The organism is Chachezhania antarctica (assembly GCF_003646465.1).
GTDB classification, from domain to species: Bacteria; Pseudomonadota; Alphaproteobacteria; order Rhodobacterales; family Rhodobacteraceae; genus Chachezhania; species Chachezhania antarctica.
Window position 1 is genome coordinate 1 of record NZ_QZEX01000003.1, and the last position, 17,358, is coordinate 17,358.

The 17,358-nt window shown below is 65.7% G+C and carries 17 protein-coding genes; 11 read left to right on the forward strand and 6 right to left on the reverse strand.

All coding sequences use genetic code 11. The features are described from left to right. Positions 1-218 precede the first annotated feature (218 nt). The 5 genes from D4754_RS07205 to D4754_RS07225 all read right to left on the reverse strand — a co-directional run bounded on the left by D4754_RS07205 (position 219) and on the right by D4754_RS07225 (position 5,933). Positions 219-1,682: an aldehyde dehydrogenase family protein gene (locus tag D4754_RS07205; protein WP_121062295.1), complete on the reverse strand. Its 1,464-nt coding sequence runs from the start codon at positions 1,680-1,682 to the stop codon at positions 219-221. 75 nt (positions 1,683-1,757) lie between these two features. Further along, positions 1,758-2,126, reverse strand: coding sequence for a nuclear transport factor 2 family protein (locus D4754_RS07210; protein WP_163025819.1), 369 nt, complete (start codon positions 2,124-2,126; stop codon positions 1,758-1,760). A 2-nt stretch (positions 2,127-2,128) separates the two neighbouring features. Continuing rightward, on the reverse strand, positions 2,129-4,372 hold the full coding sequence (locus D4754_RS07215; protein ID WP_121062298.1) for a N,N-dimethylformamidase beta subunit family domain-containing protein: 2,244 nt from the start codon (positions 4,370-4,372) through the stop codon (positions 2,129-2,131). Further along, positions 4,372-4,731: a N,N-dimethylformamidase alpha subunit family protein gene (locus D4754_RS07220; RefSeq protein ID WP_205589589.1), complete on the reverse strand. Its 360-nt coding sequence runs from the start codon at positions 4,729-4,731 to the stop codon at positions 4,372-4,374. The genes D4754_RS07215 and D4754_RS07220 overlap by 1 nt, the downstream gene beginning before the upstream one ends. Next, on the reverse strand, positions 4,728-5,933 hold the full coding sequence (locus D4754_RS07225; RefSeq protein ID WP_121062299.1) for a CaiB/BaiF CoA transferase family protein: 1,206 nt from the start codon (positions 5,931-5,933) through the stop codon (positions 4,728-4,730). Before D4754_RS07225 ends, D4754_RS07220 begins: the two co-directional genes overlap by 4 nt. Before the next feature lie 164 nt (positions 5,934-6,097). Here D4754_RS07225 and D4754_RS07230 point away from each other — a divergent pair, with 164 nt between their 5' ends. The 7 genes from D4754_RS07230 (at position 6,098) to D4754_RS07260 (ending at position 12,952) form a co-directional block, all read left to right on the forward strand. After that, the gene (locus D4754_RS07230; protein ID WP_121062301.1) at positions 6,098-7,024 is read left to right on the forward strand and encodes a LysR family transcriptional regulator; all 927 of its coding nucleotides are present in this window, start codon (positions 6,098-6,100) and stop codon (positions 7,022-7,024) included. Positions 7,025-7,180: 156 nt separating this feature from the next. Then, positions 7,181-8,425 carry an ABC transporter substrate-binding protein gene (locus D4754_RS07235; protein ID WP_163025820.1) on the forward strand — a complete coding sequence of 415 codons (1,245 nt, stop codon included), beginning with the start codon at positions 7,181-7,183 and terminating at the stop codon, positions 8,423-8,425. A 13-nt stretch (positions 8,426-8,438) separates the two neighbouring features. Next, positions 8,439-9,164: an ABC transporter ATP-binding protein gene (locus D4754_RS07240; RefSeq protein ID WP_121062304.1), complete on the forward strand. Its 726-nt coding sequence runs from the start codon at positions 8,439-8,441 to the stop codon at positions 9,162-9,164. Beyond that, the gene (locus D4754_RS07245; RefSeq protein WP_121062306.1) at positions 9,157-9,873 is read left to right on the forward strand and encodes an ABC transporter ATP-binding protein; all 717 of its coding nucleotides are present in this window, start codon (positions 9,157-9,159) and stop codon (positions 9,871-9,873) included. The genes D4754_RS07240 and D4754_RS07245 overlap by 8 nt, the downstream gene beginning before the upstream one ends. Then, positions 9,860-10,744 carry a branched-chain amino acid ABC transporter permease gene (locus tag D4754_RS07250; protein ID WP_121062308.1) on the forward strand — a complete coding sequence of 295 codons (885 nt, stop codon included), beginning with the start codon at positions 9,860-9,862 and terminating at the stop codon, positions 10,742-10,744. Before D4754_RS07245 ends, D4754_RS07250 begins: the two co-directional genes overlap by 14 nt. Beyond that, positions 10,741-11,715, forward strand: a complete 975-nt coding sequence (locus D4754_RS07255; protein ID WP_121062310.1) for a branched-chain amino acid ABC transporter permease — start codon at positions 10,741-10,743, stop codon at positions 11,713-11,715. The genes D4754_RS07250 and D4754_RS07255 overlap by 4 nt, the downstream gene beginning before the upstream one ends. Positions 11,716-12,262: 547 nt before the next feature. Next, a complete protein-coding gene (locus D4754_RS07260) occupies positions 12,263-12,952 on the forward strand; it encodes a GntR family transcriptional regulator (RefSeq protein ID WP_121062312.1) in 690 nt (229 codons plus the stop codon). Positions 12,953-13,059: 107 nt separating this feature from the next. Here D4754_RS07260 and D4754_RS07265 read toward each other — a convergent pair whose 3' ends face one another. Continuing rightward, a complete protein-coding gene (locus D4754_RS07265; protein WP_121062314.1) occupies positions 13,060-13,815 on the reverse strand; it encodes a DeoR/GlpR family DNA-binding transcription regulator in 756 nt (251 codons plus the stop codon). A gap of 63 nt (positions 13,816-13,878) precedes the next feature. Here D4754_RS07265 and D4754_RS07270 point away from each other — a divergent pair, with 63 nt between their 5' ends. The 4 genes from D4754_RS07270 to D4754_RS07285 are packed head-to-tail and all read left to right on the forward strand — an operon-like array spanning position 13,879 to position 17,333. After that, positions 13,879-14,520, forward strand: a complete 642-nt coding sequence (locus D4754_RS07270; protein WP_121062315.1) for a TIGR00725 family protein — start codon at positions 13,879-13,881, stop codon at positions 14,518-14,520. A 1-nt stretch (position 14,521) separates the two neighbouring features. After that, positions 14,522-15,640 carry an ABC transporter ATP-binding protein gene (locus tag D4754_RS07275; protein WP_163025821.1) on the forward strand — a complete coding sequence of 373 codons (1,119 nt, stop codon included), beginning with the start codon at positions 14,522-14,524 and terminating at the stop codon, positions 15,638-15,640. Beyond that, complete coding sequence (locus D4754_RS07280; RefSeq protein WP_121062319.1) at positions 15,637-16,524, forward strand: carbohydrate ABC transporter permease; 888 nt, start codon at positions 15,637-15,639, stop codon at positions 16,522-16,524. The genes D4754_RS07275 and D4754_RS07280 overlap by 4 nt, the downstream gene beginning before the upstream one ends. Then, on the forward strand, positions 16,521-17,333 hold the full coding sequence (locus D4754_RS07285; RefSeq protein WP_121062321.1) for a carbohydrate ABC transporter permease: 813 nt from the start codon (positions 16,521-16,523) through the stop codon (positions 17,331-17,333). Before D4754_RS07280 ends, D4754_RS07285 begins: the two co-directional genes overlap by 4 nt. Positions 17,334-17,358: the final 25 nt, after the last annotated feature.

A 17,358-nucleotide genomic window follows, 5' to 3' on the forward strand; every position in this document is an offset into this window, starting at 1 on the left:
GCGCAGGACCGCAGCGACACATCCAAGCCAACATAATGTTCCATTCGAAGTCTCCCTTGCTCACAGATTTCCTGTGATCCTATCGGGAGCTCGACCTCAGTGCAGGGTCAGCCCAATTACGCATGCTTTGGGTTGTATTCGCCCTGCTTTCTTTCTGGCCTTCGGCTTGGGTCCTTCGGGGACATGGGCGTTGGTGCACAACTTTGGTTTTGGCGGCTTCAGTCGTGACGCATGACCAGCGTCCGCAGGGCCGAAAATTCGAGCAGCGCGTCCCAGCCCTTCTCCCGGCCGAAGCCGGATTTCTTCATGCCGCCGAAGGGCAGTTCGATCCCGCCACCGGCACCGTAGCAATTGACGAACACCTGCCCCACGCGCATCTGCCGTCCGATCCGAAGCGCCCGCGCGCCGTTCCGCGTCCAGATGCCGGCGGTCAGGCCGTATTGCACGGATTCCGCTATGGCCACGGCTTCGGCTTCCGTGTCGAAGGGGATGACGGCCAGCACCGGGCCGAAGACTTCCTCGCAGGCCAGCCGGTGATCGGCAGGGACGGGTCCGTACATCCTGGGCTGGACGAAGTACCCATCCTCCGACAGTTCGGGTGACATCTGCCCCGCGGCCATGATCGGAAGCCCGTCCTCTTCGGCCAGTTTCTGATAGCCTTCGACGCGCGCCTTCTGCCTGGCATTCACCACGGGGCCCAGTTCGCCCTCCATCCACGGCATGACGACCCGGACCTTGGAAAACGCCTCGGCGATCAGGGGCAGCAGCGTGTCCATCGCGCTGCGTTCGATCAGAAGGCGGGAGCCCGCGGAACAGGTCTGCCCGGCGTGTTGCGTGATCGCGCCCACGACAGTCGGGACGGTCAGGGCAGGGTCGGCATCGGCGAACACGATCTGGGCCGACTTGCCGCCAAGCTCCATCGTGCAGCCGATATGGTTGCGCGCCGCGGCCTGCTGCACCAGCCCACCCGTTTCGGTCGAGCCGATGAAGGAGATGAAATTCACCCCCGGATGGTTCGACAGCGCCGCGCCGGCCTCGGCCCCCAGTCCGGTCACCATGTTGATGGCACCGGGGGGAAAGCCCGCCTCCAGCAGGATATCGGCCAGTACCAGCGGGACGGAACAGGCATCTTCGGCCGGTTTCATGATCACGGCGTTCCCCATGGCCAGCGCGGGGCCGACGGACCGGGGGAACATCTGCGCGGGGTAATTCCACGGGATGATATGGGCGGTCACGCCAAGGGGGATGTGTTCGGTGGTGGCGTAGTGGCCGTTCAGGTAGGGGATCTGGTGGCCATGCACCTTGTCCGCCGCACCGCCGTAATATTCGTAGTACCGCGCGCAGGCGACCATGTCGGCGCGGGCCTGCGCGATGGGTTTACCGGTATCGCGGGATTCGAGCTGGGCCAGTTCCTCGGCCCGGGCGGCGACCATGAGGCCGGCTTTCGACAGAAGCCGCCCGCGTTCGGCCGGGGCCGTGCGGCCCCAGTCCCCGTCAAGCGCCGCTTGTGCCGAGGCGACGGCACGGTCCACTTCGGCCTGCCCGCAGGCGGCGATGCGCCCATAGGGCTGCGCTTCGGCGGGGGCGACGATGTCGAGCCAGCCCCGGGGCTGGTGCCAGGCGCCATCGGCCAGGAAGCCGGTGATGTGGTCGGGCAGTACTGCGGTGGGCAGGTCTTTCATGATGGCACCTTCCGTCCGTCGAAAATCAGGCAGACACATGCGGCGATTTGAGGCGGGTGGGCTGACGACATCATCCTAGACCGGCGACACGTGATAGGTCTTGGCGATGATCTTCCAGCCCTCGGCCATCTTCAGCAGGCACAGGGTGTCGGTGAAGCCGTTGGGCGGGAAGGAACACAGGACCCGCGCAACGGCGGTCGTGCCGGTGACGTCGATCCAGACCACTTGGTTGGTCGACGGATTGCCACTGTCTTTCGACGAAGTGCGCCCCCGCACGACGTCTAGCCATGTGTCGCGGGGCAGGACCGTGGCCGCGCCTTCGTCGTTGACCGCATACAGGTTCGCGTCCGGCAGGAAGATACCTGCAAGACGGTCGGCATCGCCTTCGTAGAGGCCGTCCAGGTAGTCCCACAAGACAGTCTCGATGGCAGCGAATTCGGACATGTTCAGCCCTCCCCGGGCGTTGGAAACGGTTCGGGATCCAGGAAGCGCTTCAGCACGTTCCCGGTGATCCGCGAGACATTGTTTTCGTAATCGGCGTGGCTCAGGCTCCCGGCCCATGCGATGGAGCCGGTGTTGAACACGGCCCCGCCGCCGCGGGTTTCGAAGAAGACCATGTCGGCGGCGATGCGCGCCTCGACCGGGGCGGTGACGGTGGGGACGGTGATCGACATCTCCTCGTTTACCAGCCGGTAGGCTTCGGTGTGCCCTTCGGAGGATGCCAGCACCAGCGCATGGGGCGGGGTGCCGAGCGCGGTGTCGGCATGGTCGATCTCGATCCCCGCGGCCCCGCCGCCCTGCAGGCCGAAATCGCCGATCCAGTCTTCCGGCACACCATCGAAGATGAAGCCCGCGCGCGGATCATGGCTGGCCCCGGACCGGCGGTAGGGCGCCGACAGGTCGAAGCCTTCCGAGATGAAGCCCACGCCGCCCATCATCTGCGGCGGCTTGCCCTGCGCGCGCCACAGCCCGCCGCGCTTGCCGTCGAAGGAGTGGTATTCCTCGCCGGGCTGCGTCTCCCACGTGCGGATCGCGGGGCCGGCGCGGCGCACCTCGATCACGCCGGGCAGGCTGTCGTGATGGGCGATGCGCCAGTAGAAGCTGTTACCCCCCATGACGATCATCCGCCCGCCGCCATCGGTATAGGACATCGTCGCGTCCCACATCTCCTTCGAGAAGTACTCGGGATGCGTGCCTGTCATCACTGCCTGGTACTGCGACAGCAGCGGATAGCCTTCGCGGTGCAGGTCTTCGTCGGAGATGACGTCGTAGTCCTGCCCGGTGGCGTCCAGCCAGTCGATGATATGGGTATCGGCGTTGTACTCCCGCAGGTTGGATCCGCGTGTCCCGAAGGACGAGATGTAGCCGGGCCGGAAGTTCAGGATCGGCCTGAGGCGCGAGGAATAGCAGACGCCGCTTTCGTCGGAATGGATGTCATAAAGCGACGGGCCCCATTCGGGATGTTCGTCGATCAGCCGGTTTGCCTCGTGCAGGATGATCAGCCTGCTCGACAGAAGCTCCGCGATGGGAAAGGGCACGGGGTTGAGGTTGGCATAGGCAAGGTAGGTCGCCGTCGACGCAAGGAACGCCAGCGGCGCGCGCGTGTCGCCCGGTTTGGGGCGGACGAAGATCGGCAGCCGTTCGGATGTGCCGCCCGCCGTCAGCCGGATCGCGTAGACGCCGGAGGGCAGGTCATCGGGCAGGACGGCGTCGATATCCGCGTCCCAGCCCGCGTCGTAGATGTCATCGTCGTGGAAATGGATCGCGCCGTATTGGTCGGGGGCGGCGTTCCAGTTCACCTCCTCGCCGGTCCAGTTGGCGCCGGTCATCGCCCGGGCGGGGAGGTTGACCGCCGTGCCATGCAGCAGGTTGCGGGAGAGATCGACGATCGCCGTGCCGCGCATGTCTTGCGAGAAGTCCCAGAACCCCAGCACCGTGTCGGCCAGATCGGGCGGGATCGTCATCTGGCGGAGCGTTTCGATGTCCAGCCGCGTCAGGGCTCTGTCGCACAGGCGGGGCTTTTCGATCTTGCCGTTGAAGTGCTGGTGTGTGCGCAGCTTTTCATCCGCGCCCGAAAGCTGTTCGGCGGCGATCACGAAAGGCGCCTCGTCATCGCAGGACCACGCTTCGGGGAGCGGGATCGTTTGCAAGGTCGCCCGCTCCCCCGCGCCGCTGCGGCGGTAGGGTTCCTGGATCAGCGACAGGCCGTCCGGTCCGGCGACCAGCGCCACGAGATGCCATTGTCTCTGGACCAGCGGGATCGGGGCCGTGACGCTGGCCACAACGCCATCCGCGCCCAGCAACTCGCCCGACAGGACGCCGCCCCGGATCGCCAGCCGGAAGCCGCCCAAAGGGCCTGTCCGCGACAGGATCACCTGATCGGCGCCGCCGGGCGTGGTGGGCCAGATATGGGCCATCGCGGTGAAGACGGTGAGCGGCCGGCCAGCCATCGGGATCCGGATGCAGGAGCCCGCATTGGCCACCTGTTCGTGCGCGGGATACGTCCCGTCGAAAGCCGACGGGACATGGGTTTCAAGGAAACCCGGGCCGTCGGGGTTCAGATCGCCGCAACGGGTGCGGACCAGCGCGGCCTTGAAACTGTCGGCCGCGGTGCACGAGACCATGATCTTCAGCCGGTCGCCCCGTGTCAGGCTGATTTCGTCGGTGTAGCCGGCGATAAAGGGCAGCATCACAGATCCTCCGCCGGGTCGCGGCCTGTCAGGGCCTTCCAGCGCAGGCGGAAGACATGGGTCTCGGCCAGTTCCAGGTCCTCGAACACGGTGTCTTCGTCCACGACAACCGGATCGCCGCGCCTGCCGGTCAGGGTGCCAAGCGCCCACCGCCGGTGCGGCTCCAGCGCGACCAGCACGTATTTCCCGGCGCAGGGGGCCTTGCGGAAATGCTGAAGGATGAATTGCAGGTCCGGCGAATGGGCGCCCGTCGGGTTGGCCGCGTATTCGCGGTAAAGCTCCGGCCCGCGGGCGATGATCGCGTCCCACACCGCGCGGGTGGGAAGGCGTTCATCGGCCAGTTCATGGAAATCGGTCATATCACGCCTTCCGTTCTCAGGTCTTCCAGCCGCTTGGCGTCGAACCCCAGAAGCGTGCCGAGAATCTCGGCCGTGGCGGTGCCCAGATCCGGGCCCAGCGTTTCGATCGCTCCCGGCGTTTCGCTGAGCCGCGGGATCACCCCCGGCACCAGCACGTCGCCTGCGCGATCATGGCGAAGCGACACGAGATTGTCCCGCGCCGCGATGTGCGGATCGTTCACGATGTTCTCGACCGTGTTGATGGCGGCGCAGGGCACGTCCTGCTGATCGCAGAAGGTGACAAGCGCATCGGTCGTCATCGTTGCGGTCCAGTCCTGCACCAGACCGTCGATGAAGGCCGCATCCTTCAGCCGGGCGGCGGTGGTGCCGTAGCATTCGGGCGTGGCCAGGTCCTGGCGGTCCATGGCGCGGGCCAGCCGCGCGAACATGCGGTCATTGGTGCAGGCGATGGCAACCCAGCCGTCAGCGGTCGCGAAATGACCATGCGGGCAGGCATTCGACGTGCCACGCCCCTGCCGCCCGCGCACCGTGCCGGTGGCGGCAAAGGTCGGGATCATGTCGTCGAGGATCCGCAGGATCGGCTCGTAAAGCGCCAGGTCGATATACTGCCCGGTCCCGTTCCTGTCGCGTGCACGCAGCGCTAGCAGCACCCCCAGCGCGCCGTAGATGCCCGACACGTAATCGGCCAGCGAGGTCGATCCGGGCGTCAGCGGCGGGCCATCGGGTTCGCCCGTCAGATGGGTCAGCCCCCCGAACGCATGGGCGATCCGGGCGAAACCGGGGCGGGAGGCCAGGGGGCCGGTCTGCCCGAAGCCCGAGATCCGCAGCATCACCAGCGCCGGGTTGACCTTGCGCAGGTCCTCCCAGCCCAGTGACCACGCCTCCAGCCGGCCGGGGCGGAAGTTTTCGCACACGACATCCGACTGGGAGACCAGCTGGCGCAGGATGTCGGCGCCCTCCGCTTTCCGCAGGTCGAGCGTAAGGGATTTCTTGTTCCGGGCCTCGGACAGCCAGCAATAGGTCTCGTCGATGCCGTTGGCCCTGGTGCCGAAGCGGCGCAGCGGATCGCCCGTACCGGGCTGTTCGACCTTGATCACCTCGGCCCCGAACTCGCCCAGGATCGCGGCCGACAGCGGCGCCGCGACGAAGGTGGCGAGGTCGAGGACCCGAATGCCGGCAAGGGGTTTTTCGGCGCTGGTCATGACGTCCTCGCGGGCAGGGGTGGTGGTCCTACAGCAATGACAGGCGCCGCGGGGCGCAAAAAGAACATCCTTCCTCTAGTGGTAGATAAGAAAGTTATGGACGCGGTGGTCCGGTCTTGCGAAGCTTCCCCCGCTCCCACAATTCGGCCGGTTGCCCAGTCCTGATGGATGTACGTCAGCTTCGATACTTCGTGACCATCGCCCGCTGCGGGAGCTTTTCGCGCGCGGCGGTCGAATTGAACGTGGCACAGCCGGCGCTGAGCCACCATGTCGCGAACCTTGAGGCCGAGCTTGGCGTGAAGCTGTTCGACCGCTCCACCCGCGGTGTGGTGCCGACGGAATGCGGCCATACGCTCGTCACCCACGCGAACGGCATCCTCCGCCAGATGGCGCAGGCGGTGCGCGACGTGCAGCAGACCTCGTCCGATCCGTCGGGGACGGTGCAGATCGGGCTGCCGACATCGGTGTCGATGGAACTGACGGTGCCGCTTCTCAGCGCCGTGGGCGAACGCTACCCGGCGATCACGCTGAAGGTGAACGAGAACTATTCCGGCTACCTGGCCGAATGGGTGCAGGCCGGGGAGCTGGATCTGGCGGTGCTGTTCGACGTGGCCGAAACCGGGCCCTACAACCTGACTCACCTGATGACCGAAACCCTGTTCCTTGTCACCGCGCCCGGCGGCATCGCGGACGGTCAGGACAGCGTCGATCTGGCCCGTCTCGACGGTCTGCCCCTTGTGGTCACCAGCCAGAGCCACGGCCTGCGTCAGGTGCTTGAGCGCCACAGCGAACAGAAGACGCTGACGCTCTCGATCAAGCACGAACTGGATTCGCTCGACGCGATCAAGAAGCTGGTCGCGGCCGGGCACGGGCACACGGTGCTGCCGTGGTGCGCGGTGCAAAGCGAATGCCGCCGCGGGGTGCTTTGCGCGGCCGAGATCCGCAACCCGCAGATCCTGCGCCATGTCGATCTGGCGGCGGGGCGGGACTGGCCGCAATCGCGCGCGGCGGAAGTCGTGGGCGAAGTGGTTGTCGGCCTCGTGCGGGACCTGGTCGAAAGCGACAGGATGCGGGGCACGCTGACCCCATAACACTTTTGTATCGGCCCATCCGCAGAACCGCGATTGCGGGTCCGCGTTGCAGCCGCAATGCTGACGGGAAGTCGGACAGGAACCGTCGCAGCCCGATGCCCTGCCGGCGCCGACCCCGCCAAGGGGGGACATGTCACGCAACAGGGAAACAGAGCAATGTTCATCAACAAGGGATTGCGCAGATCCGTAACGGGGCTGGCCGCCGTGCTGGCCTTTGCCGTGCCGGTTGCCGCGCAGGACAAGACCGTCGTGCTTGGGGTGCTGGGCGCCTTTGCCGGCCCCTTCGCCGCCGATGCCGTCGAAGGCTACAACGGTGCCGCACTTGCAGCGAAGGAAATCAACGCGGCCGGCGGGATCGACGGCTTCATGTTCGAGGTCGAGAAGTTCGACACCAAGGAAATGACGCCCGATGCCGTCCTGTCCGCCGTCGAACGCCTGAAGGCCACCGACAATCTTGGCGCCATCGTGACGCCCTTCGGATCGTTGTCCGGGTTCGAGATGGACTACGTCGCCGAAATCGGCGTGCCATACATGGTCGCTGCGAATTCGAACCAGTATCGCTCGATCATCACGGAAGACCCTGAATTCTACAAGAACACCTGGTCGCTGGCACCGTCCTATGACGCCTACCAGACGGAACTGCCGAAAGTCGTGAACCAGATGATCGAATCCGGCTCCTTCGCGCCGGAGAACAAGACATATGCGATCATCGGGTCGGACAATCCCTATTCCATGCCGATCTACGAAGGCCTGAAGAAGGCGATGGATGCCGATGGCTGGGAAATGACCTTCGACGATGTCGTGCCCCCCGTCGAAATCAACGACTGGCGCGTGATGCTGTCGAAGATCCGCGAAAACCCGCCGGCGGTGATCATCAACACCGAAGCCTCTTCTTCCAACGCAGCGGCCTTCATGAACCAGTTCATGGAAGATCCGACCGACTCGCTCCTCTTCATCCAGTACGCGCCGTCGGTGCCGGAATTCGTCGACCTGACGAAGGAGAATTCGACCGGCGTCCTGTATAACATGCTGGGTGGCCCGATTTCCGCCAAGGTCAGCGACCGGACCAAGGAGATCGGCGAGAAGTACGCGGCCGAATACGGCTACGACAGCTCGATCTACGGCTATATCTGCTACGAGATGGTCTACCTTTATGCCGATCTGCTGAAGGAAGTGGGCGATCCGTCGGATTACGATGCGATCAATGCCACGCTGGCCGAGACCGACAAGGAAATGGTTCATGGCCGGGTGAAGTTCGATCCCGAAACCCATCTGTCGATCCAGGGCGACGGCTATCTGCCGATCCAGTTCTACCAGATCTGGGAAGGCGACCGGGTCACCATCTACCCGCCCGTCTATGCCACCGGCGACAGCCGGACCCCGCCCTGGATGGCGAACTGAGCCGGCAGGGAAGATGAGCCTTCTGACCGTCTCTAACGTGACCAAGAGCTTCGGAGCGCTCCGCGCGCTCCGGGGCGTGTCCTTCGACGTCCACCGCGGCGAGGTTCTGGGCCTCGCCGGGCCGAACGGATCGGGCAAGAGCACGCTGTTCAATGTCCTGACGAAGATCCCGGTAGGGCCCGACAGTGGCCGGGTCGTGCTGGACGGGGTGGATCTGTCCGGTTTGCGCCCACACCAGATCGTACGGCAGGGGTTGGCCCGGATCTTCCAGACCGAAACGGATTTCGGCGCGCTGACCGTGATCCAGAACGTCCTGGTTGCCCTGCCACGCGGCATCGGCCGTGATGTGCGGCTTTATGCCCTGAACCTGCTGGAAGATTTCGGACTGGCCGATCAGGCGGACCGGCCCGCCAGCGAGATCGGCGTCTTCGACCGCAAGAAGCTGATGATCGCGACCGCCATGGCTTGTGCACCCAGGGTTTTGCTGCTGGACGAACCCGCCGCGGGCCTGTCCAAACCGGAAGTTGGCGCGATGGCCAAGCTGATCAAGCAGATCAACCGCCAGGACGTCGCCATCGTCGTGATCGAACATGTCATGCCGCTGCTGCTCGACGTGTCCGAAAGGCTGGTGGTGCTGGATTTCGGAGAGGTCCTGGCCGAAGGACTGCCGGGAGAAGTCGTCCGCGACCCGAAGGTGATCGAGGCCTACCTGGGCAGCGAGGCCCAAGCCCATGCCTGAGCCGATCCTGAACGTCGACGACCTGGTCACGGGCTACGGTCGCCAGCCGGTGCTGCACGGTCTGTCCCTGTCCGTGCTTGAAGGCGAGGCGCTGGGGCTGATCGGCCCGAACGGTCACGGCAAGACGACGCTGTTCCGCACCGTGTCAGGCCTGAACCGGGCGTGGTCGGGGCAGATACGGTTCATGGGAGAGGACATCACCGGCCTTTCCGCCGCGCAGATCGCCGAACGCGGGCTGGTGCATGTTCCGCAAGGAAACCGGCTTTTCCCGCAGATGAGCGTCGAGGATTGCCTTGACCTCGGCGCGTTCTCGCCCGCCAAACGCGACAATGGCGCCGCCACGCGGGACAGGGTCTTCGCGATCTTCCCGCGGCTGGCCGAACGCCGCAAGCAGCGCTGCCGGACCCTTTCCGGCGGGGAACGGCAGATGGTGGCCATCGGCTGCGGCCTGATGGGGCAACCGAAACTATTGATCCTGGACGAACCCACGCTGGGCCTGTCGCCCCGCCTGAAGGGCGAGCTGCGCGATGCGATCGGCGCGATCATCGAGACCGGCGTTCAGGTGCTGATCGTCGAACAGGACCCGGAATTCCTGCGCCGCCTGACCACACGGCAGGTCTACATCGAAGAAGGCCGCGTGCGCGAGGATTTCGACGCCGGCAGCCTGGAACACGACAAGATGATGGAGATGTATTTTGGACTTCGCTGACGGCGCGCTTTCCGCGTTTCGGGCTGTCTTCGCCTCGGGCCTCGTGCTGTCGTCTCTATACGTGATGATCGCCGCCGGGCTGGCACTGGTCTGGAGCACGCTTGGCATCTTCAACTTCGCCCACGGCGCGATCATGGTGATCGGCGCCTATGTGGCGTGGACCGTTTCCATCGACCTTGGCCTTGGGCAGGTCGCCGGGCTGGTGGCCGCGCTTGCCGCCTCGGCCCTGATCGGCGTGGCGGTGAACCGGCTGCTGGTGCAACCCTTCCTGGCCCAGCCCAACATCATCCTGATCACGGTGATGACGACGCTGTCCGGCGCCTTCTTCCTTGAAAACTCGGCCCTTCTGATCTGGGGACCGCGGATCAAGCAGCTGGAAAAGATCGTCGACGGCAATGTCTTCCTTGCCGGCACCGCAATTTCCGGCCACGAGGCGGTGATCATCGTGGTGGCGCCGCTGATGATGCTGGCGCTCTGGGCCTTCCTGCGGTTTTCGTGGACCGGCAAGGCCATCCGCGCCGTGGCCCAGAACCGTGAATTCGCGGAACTGTCGGGCATCCGCCCCGAACGCATGTATGCCATCGCCTTCGCGATTTCGGCCGCGCTGGCGGGTTTTGCCGGGGTGATGCTGGGTGCGATCCGCTTCATCACGCCGACGCTTGGAGCCGATCCGCTGATCAAGGCGATGATCGTCGTGATACTGGGCGGGCTCGGGTCGATCCCCGGCACGATCCTGGGCGCCTACCTCGTGGGCTTCGGCGAGGCGGTCTCGACCTATTTCCTGGGCGCTTACTGGACGCAGGCGATGATGTTCTTCGTCTTCATCCTGATCCTCGTGATCCGTCCCAACGGCCTGATGGGGCGCGAATGACCCGGACCCTCGTCTTCCCCGCCCTGTTCTTCGGCGCGCTGGCCCTGCTGCCGCTGATGACCGATGACAGCTATGTCCGCCATATCGCCATCATCGCGCTGCTTTATGCCGTGGTCGTGTCGGGCTGGAACATCACGCTGGGCTTCGGCGGCGTGTTCAACTTCGCCCACCTGGCGCTGTTCGCCATCGCCGCCTATGCCACCGGCATCCTGACCAAGACCTATGACTGGCCGTCGTGGACGGGCATTCCCGTCGGCATCGGCGCGTCGGTCATCGCCGCGCTGGTCGTTTGCCTGCCGGTCCTGCGGCTGCGGGGGATCTACGTGATCCTCGTGACTTTCGGCTTCGGGCAGCTGTGCTTCCAGTTCGTCCTGAACCAACGTGAACTGACGGGCGGCAATTTCGGCTTCGTGCGCATCCCGCCGCTGAAACTGTTCGACTACTCGTTCCGCTCGGACGGGGGCATCGGCTACTACTACGTAGCCCTGCTTCTGCTGCTGATCACGGTCGTACTGATTCACCGGTTCGTGCATTCGCCCTTCGGCTGGCGTGTCATGGCGCTTCGTGAAAACGAGCCCTACGCCGTCGCCCGCGGCATCGCGCTGGCGCGGGTGCGGCTGTCGACCTTCGCGTTCTCGGCCATCTTTCCCGGCGCGGCAGGCGCGGTCTATGCCCAGTACGTGCGGTCGGCCTCGCCCGACATGTTCGGCTTTTCCTTCCTGACGATAGCCCTGTCGATGCTGTTGCTCGGAGGTGTCGGCACGATCTGGGGGCCGATCGTCGGCGCGCTCGTCTTCTCGGTCTTCTCCGAACTCATGACGCCGCTAGGCCCCGGCCGCTATCTTGTGACGGCCGTCGTGATCGTGGCGATCCTGCGGTTCTTCCCCAAGGGCCTGTCGGGGATACCCGAGGCCTGGCAGACATGGCGCAAACGCGCGCATGCAGGCAGAGACGTGGCCCCTCAACCATAAAACGCACAAAGGCCAACGGGTCCGGGCCACTCGGGACTGTGGCCGCCGCCGGATCTTCATCTCTCCGTCGGTCGCGGTATCCACGTCCTCGATGAATTTGCGGATGTTCGGCGTCATGACGTTGGTGTCGGCACAGCCGCTGACAGGGCAATACCCCCGCCGAGTGCGATCGACGCCTGCCGCCGAGGGGCCTTCGTCCTGTGACAGGCTCTCATTTGTTCTGTTCCCTGTATGCGCACTTTCGGTGTACCCGCCTTGCGCGGTGCCCGAGGTCGTCGCAGGGCTTCGGAATCACTTTCCAAGGAAAATCGTATACTATCGGTCTGCCATTCAGCTCCCGATCAGCGCAAAATGCCGATTGCCCAAGGACTCGGCAGACTGCGCGCAAATGGCAGACCAGGGCCCAGGAAACGAGCTTTGCTCACCGATTTCAGCCAGATTTCACTGATCGTGCGCTGCCCCGTGCTTGCGCGCCTCGGTGCGTCGGCACAGATGAAACCGAAGCAGGCCACCCATCGTATACTATAAGTCGCGAAGATATGTTCAGATGACCGAGTCCATGACAGATGCCGAGATCTACCGCGAAGTTTTCGACGCCATTGTCGAAGGCCGCCTGCCCCCGGGTGAGAAACTTGGCCAGGACGAGCTGGGAAAAGTGTTCGGTGTCAGCAAGACCCGTATCCGGCCGATCCTGCACCGGCTGACCGAACAGAAGATCGTGGTGATCGAACCGATGCGCGGCGCCTTCGTGGCACGACCTTCGGAGAAGGATGCGCGCGAGGTCAACGCCGCGCGCCAGATCATCGAGGAGGGCGTCGTCCGCGCGGCAACCCGTGCCGCACAGCCCCGGCACATCAAGCAGCTGCGCGAGATCGTGGCCGCGGAACAGGCCGCGCGCGACAGCCGCAATGCCGGGCAGGCCCATCGGCTGACGGGCGAATTCCACTGCGAGCTGGCCCGGATCACCGGCAACGATGTGGTGACGGATATCGTTCGTGAACTGGTCTCCCGCGACAGTCTTGTCGTCGCACTCTACCAGCGGCCCGGGTCCGGGGCCTGTTCGCTGCACGGCCATGCGCACCTGATCGACCGGGTCGCCGAGGGCGACGAGAACGCAGCAGCCCAAGCCATGCGCGACCACCTGCAAGATGTGATGGACACACTCGACCTGGGCGAAAAACGCGGGCGAAGCCAGTCGCTGTCAAACGCCTTCGCGCATCTCGGGCGTGCGGGCTAACCCCTGCCCCCACCACACGCGATTTCAGAGATTTTCAGCAACGGTATTCAGCCCCGGGACATCGATGCCATCCGGGTGCGCCACCAAAGCTCGGCCGGCGCTGAACGTCAGCGACAGGCCCGTTCCAGCTCCGACGGGGCGTTCTCCTCGGTGATCACGGCCTGAAAGCGGCTGATCGGCGCGATCGTCGACAGCGCGGTGCGGCCGAACTTGCTGTTCGTGCACAGAAGATACGAAGCCGAGGCCGCCGCCATCGCCGCCTTCTTGACCGCGATCTTGGAGGTGTTGAAATCCATCACCCGCTCGTTTTCGTCCACGGCCGAGCAGGCGATCAGCGCGACGTCGATCCGCAGATCGTGCAGGCGCAGGATCACCTCTTCCCCGGTCAGCGATCCGTCGCGCCCCGACAGCCGTCCGCCGATGACGTTGACCTCGTGCGCGTCGGGATCGAACAGCAGGGCAGTGCGGATCGAGGTGGTGAAGATCCGAAACCCCTGTCGTTCGGCCAGCCGCGCGGCGCAACATTCGATGGTGGTGCCCACGTCCAGGAAGATGCTGGCCCCGTCCGGGATCATGGCCGCCGCGCGTTCCCCGACCCTTTGCTTTTCAACCCGCGCCACGTTGCGCTTTGCCGCGTGGTCCAGCCGGGCGGAGTCGGCCGGGCCCACGGGGCCCGCCCCGCCGTGAAAGCGTTGCAGCAGGCCCCTTTCCGACAGCGCGATGATATCGCGGCGCACCGTCTGGGCCGAGACGCCGAACTCTTCCGCCAGCGTTTCGATGGTCACGAAGCCGGATCGCTGGACGCGGCTTAGCACGACGTTCTGGCGCGGCGACAAATCTTCGGTGGGGGGCGTGGCTGTCATAAAACTGTGTCACTTTTCGTCCATCTGGTGGAAGAAAGTTTACACGAACGAAAGCCTGCCGCAATGCAAGAAGTCCTCTCCCGCACTGAAGACGGTCGATTGTTTCTCGGGGCCAACATGCTGTGCGGCACTGCCTGGGCCTGGCGGGCAGATGGCGGCGCTCCCGACAGCGTTCCGGTCACGGCGCTGGAGGCTTTACGCGCCCTGTCCCGCACCCGTCCGCTACAGCAACTTGTCATCGGCATCATCGGCCCCCGCGATGCAACGCCCGCGCAACGTGCCGCGGCCGAGGCCGTTGGCCACGCCTTGGGCGGCCTTGGGCTGACGGTGATCTGCGGTGGCCGTTCCGGCGTGATGGAGGCGGCCTGCAAGGGCTGCAGCGATGCGGGCGGTCTGCCCATCGGCATCCTGCCGGGCACCGATCCGATGGAGGCCAATCCCTATGTCGCCGTCCCGCTGACCACCGGACTGAACGAGGCGCGCAACATCATCATCGTGCGCGCGGCGCGGGTTCTGCTGGCCGTCGGCAATTCGCCCGGGACCCTGACGGAGGTCGCCTATGGCCTGCATTTCGGCAAGCCGGTGATCGGCGTCGCCGGGGCCGCCGAACTGGACGGCGTGCACCATGCCGAGGGCGCCGCGAGCGCCGTCGAGACCGCGCTGACGCACCTGCTTGCGAGCCTGCCGATGGTCGAGGCCGACTGACGTGAGCGATATCTTACATTCTCCCGCCAAAGGCGACCTGCCGGCCCTGTCGCTCTGCGATGTCAGCAAGCGCTTCGGCGAGACAGAGGTCGTCTCCGGGTTCTCGCTCGATCTTTATGCCGGCGAATTCGTGGCGCTTCTGGGCGCCTCGGGGTCCGGCAAGTCGACCACGCTGCGGATGCTGGCCGGGCTGGAACGGCCGACCAGCGGCAAGGTCATGATGCGCGGGCAGGACGTGACCGCGCTCCGCCCCGCCGCGCGCAACATCGCGCTGATGTTCCAGAGCTATGCGCTCTATCCGCACCTGAGCGTGCGCCAGAACATCGCCACGCCGCTGCGACAGGCGCAGCTGTCCGCCGCCGCCCGCCTGCCGGGGGCCGGCCTGGTCAGCCCGCGCACCCGCGCGACGGAGGCCGCAATCGCCGGCCGCACCAAAGAAGTGGCCGAGATGCTGCGGCTGGGGGAATTGCTCGACCGCAAGCCCGGCCAGCTGTCCGGCGGACAGCAGCAGCGTGTGGCGCTGGCACGCGCGCTGGTGCGCGATCCTTCGGCCTTCCTTCTGGACGAGCCGCTGTCGAACCTCGACACCGCGCTGCGCAACAGCACCCGCGAAGAGATCCGCGAGCTGCACCGCAGCACCGGGCACGCCTTTCTGCTGGTCACCCACGATCAGGCGGACGCACTGTCGATGGCCGACCGGATCGCCGTGATGATCGCAGGCCGCATCGCGCAATGTGCGCCGGCGGCCGAGATCTATCACCGCCCCGCCAACCGCGACGTGGCGCGGTTCATCGGCGCGCACCGGATGAACATCCTGTCGCCGGGCGCCGAGGCCGCGGCCCTGCACCCCCACGGTGCAAAGATCGAGATCGGCGTCCGCCCCGAGGCGCTGCGCATCGATCCCGAAGGCGCGCTGACCGCCACGCTGACCAGCGCGGCCTTCCACGGCGAAGAGACCCTGCTGCACCTGCGCACCCCCGCCGGCACGGCCCTTCTGGCCGTCATCGATGGCACGGCATCCCTGCCGGCCAAGGGGACCCAGATCCGCCTTGGCGCGCCCGCCGCCCGGCTCCACGGCTTTGACGCGACGACCGGCCAGCGGGTGGAGATCACGCCATGACCCTGCGCGAGAGTCTCTCCAGCCTGCTTCTGACCGGTCCGGCGGCGCTGGCGCTGGTGCTGTTCATCTTCCTGCCGGTGACCGTTGTCTTCGTGCTGGCCTTTACCGACTACCAGATCGGCGCGTCCGGTGCGGGTTGGGTCGGGCTCGACAATTTCGCGCAGCTTTTCGGCTCGCGGCTGGGGCGCAACGCGATCTTCAACACGCTGACCTACGTGGCGATCGTGATCCCCGCCTCGGTCGGGCTGGGCCTGTTGGTGGCGCTGGGGCTGCACGGGCTGGCGGGCAGCCTGCCGCGCATCACGAACGCGCTGAAGGCCGTCTACTTCCTGCCCGTCGCCGCGACGCTGGTGGCGATGGCGGTCTCGTGGCAGATGCTGCTGCATCCCTCGCTGGGGCTGGTCAACACCTGGGCCAGCGCGCTTGGCTGGCCCGCGCCGCTGTGGCTGAGCGACCGTGATCTGGTGCTTTACACGCTGGCGGTGATCGGCATCTGGCAGACCGTGGGCTACAACATGGTGCTGTTTCTTGCCGGGCTCGCCGCGATCCAGCCGTCGCTTTACGACGCGGCCGAGGTCGACGGCGCCACCGGCGGCTGGTCGCGCTTCTGGCTGGTCACGTGGCCGATGCTGGGGCCCACGACGCTGTTCGTGCTGGTGGTGACGGCCGCAAATGCCTTCCGCGTTTTCGAAACCGTCGCGACACTGACGAAGGGCGGCCCGGCCTTCGCGTCCGACACCATCGTCTACGCGCTGTATCGGGAGGGCTTCGTCTACTTCAAGGCGGGCTATGCCAGCGCCATCACGGTGGTCTTTTTCCTTGCCCTGCTGCTGCTGACCGCCCTGCAGGTCTGGGTCATCGAACGCAGGGTGCATTACCGATGAAACGCCTGATCCTGCTTGGCCTGCTGGCCCTTGGCGCGGTGGCGGTGCTCTTGCCCTTCATCTGGATGGTCTCGGTATCGCTGAAGCCGCAATCCGAGATCTTCACCGCCTCGGTCACCCTGCTGCCGCGCGCGCCGACGCTGGCGAATTACTGGCAGGCCGTGACGCAGACGGCGATCCCGCGCTACCTGCTGAACGGCGTGATCGTGACGGGCGGCATACTTGCGCTGCAATTGCTCGTCTCGGTGCCCTGCGCCTATGCGCTGGCGCATCGCGAGTTTCGCGGCCGCGGGCTGCTGTTCGCGGCGATCCTCGCGGCGCTGCTGGCCCCCTTCCACGTGACGGCGATCCCGATCTTCCTGGGCCTTGCGCATCTGGGCTGGCTCAACAGCTATACCGCGCTGATCCTGCCCTTCACCGCCACGGCCTTCGGCCTGTTCCTGCTGCGCCAGGCCTTTGCCCGCATCCCGGCCGAGCTGATCGACGCCGCCCGCGTCGACGGGTTGAGCGAGATGGCCATCGCGTGGCGTATCGCCTTTCCGCTCGCCATGCCCACGGTGATCGCCTTCGCCATCTTTTCGGTCACCGCGCACTGGAACGATCTGTTCTGGCCGATGATCGCCACCACCGACCCGGACCTGGCCACCCCGCCGCGCGGCATCCTGTTCTATCGCGATGCCGAAAGCGGCGATGAACCGGGGCCGCTGATGGCGGGGGCCGTGCTGATCACCGCGCCGCTGGTGCTGGCGTTCCTGCTCAGCCAGCGCCGCTTCACCCAAGGACTCGCCAATACGGGGCTGAAGGGATGATCCCGGCCCGCGCAGACACAAAAGC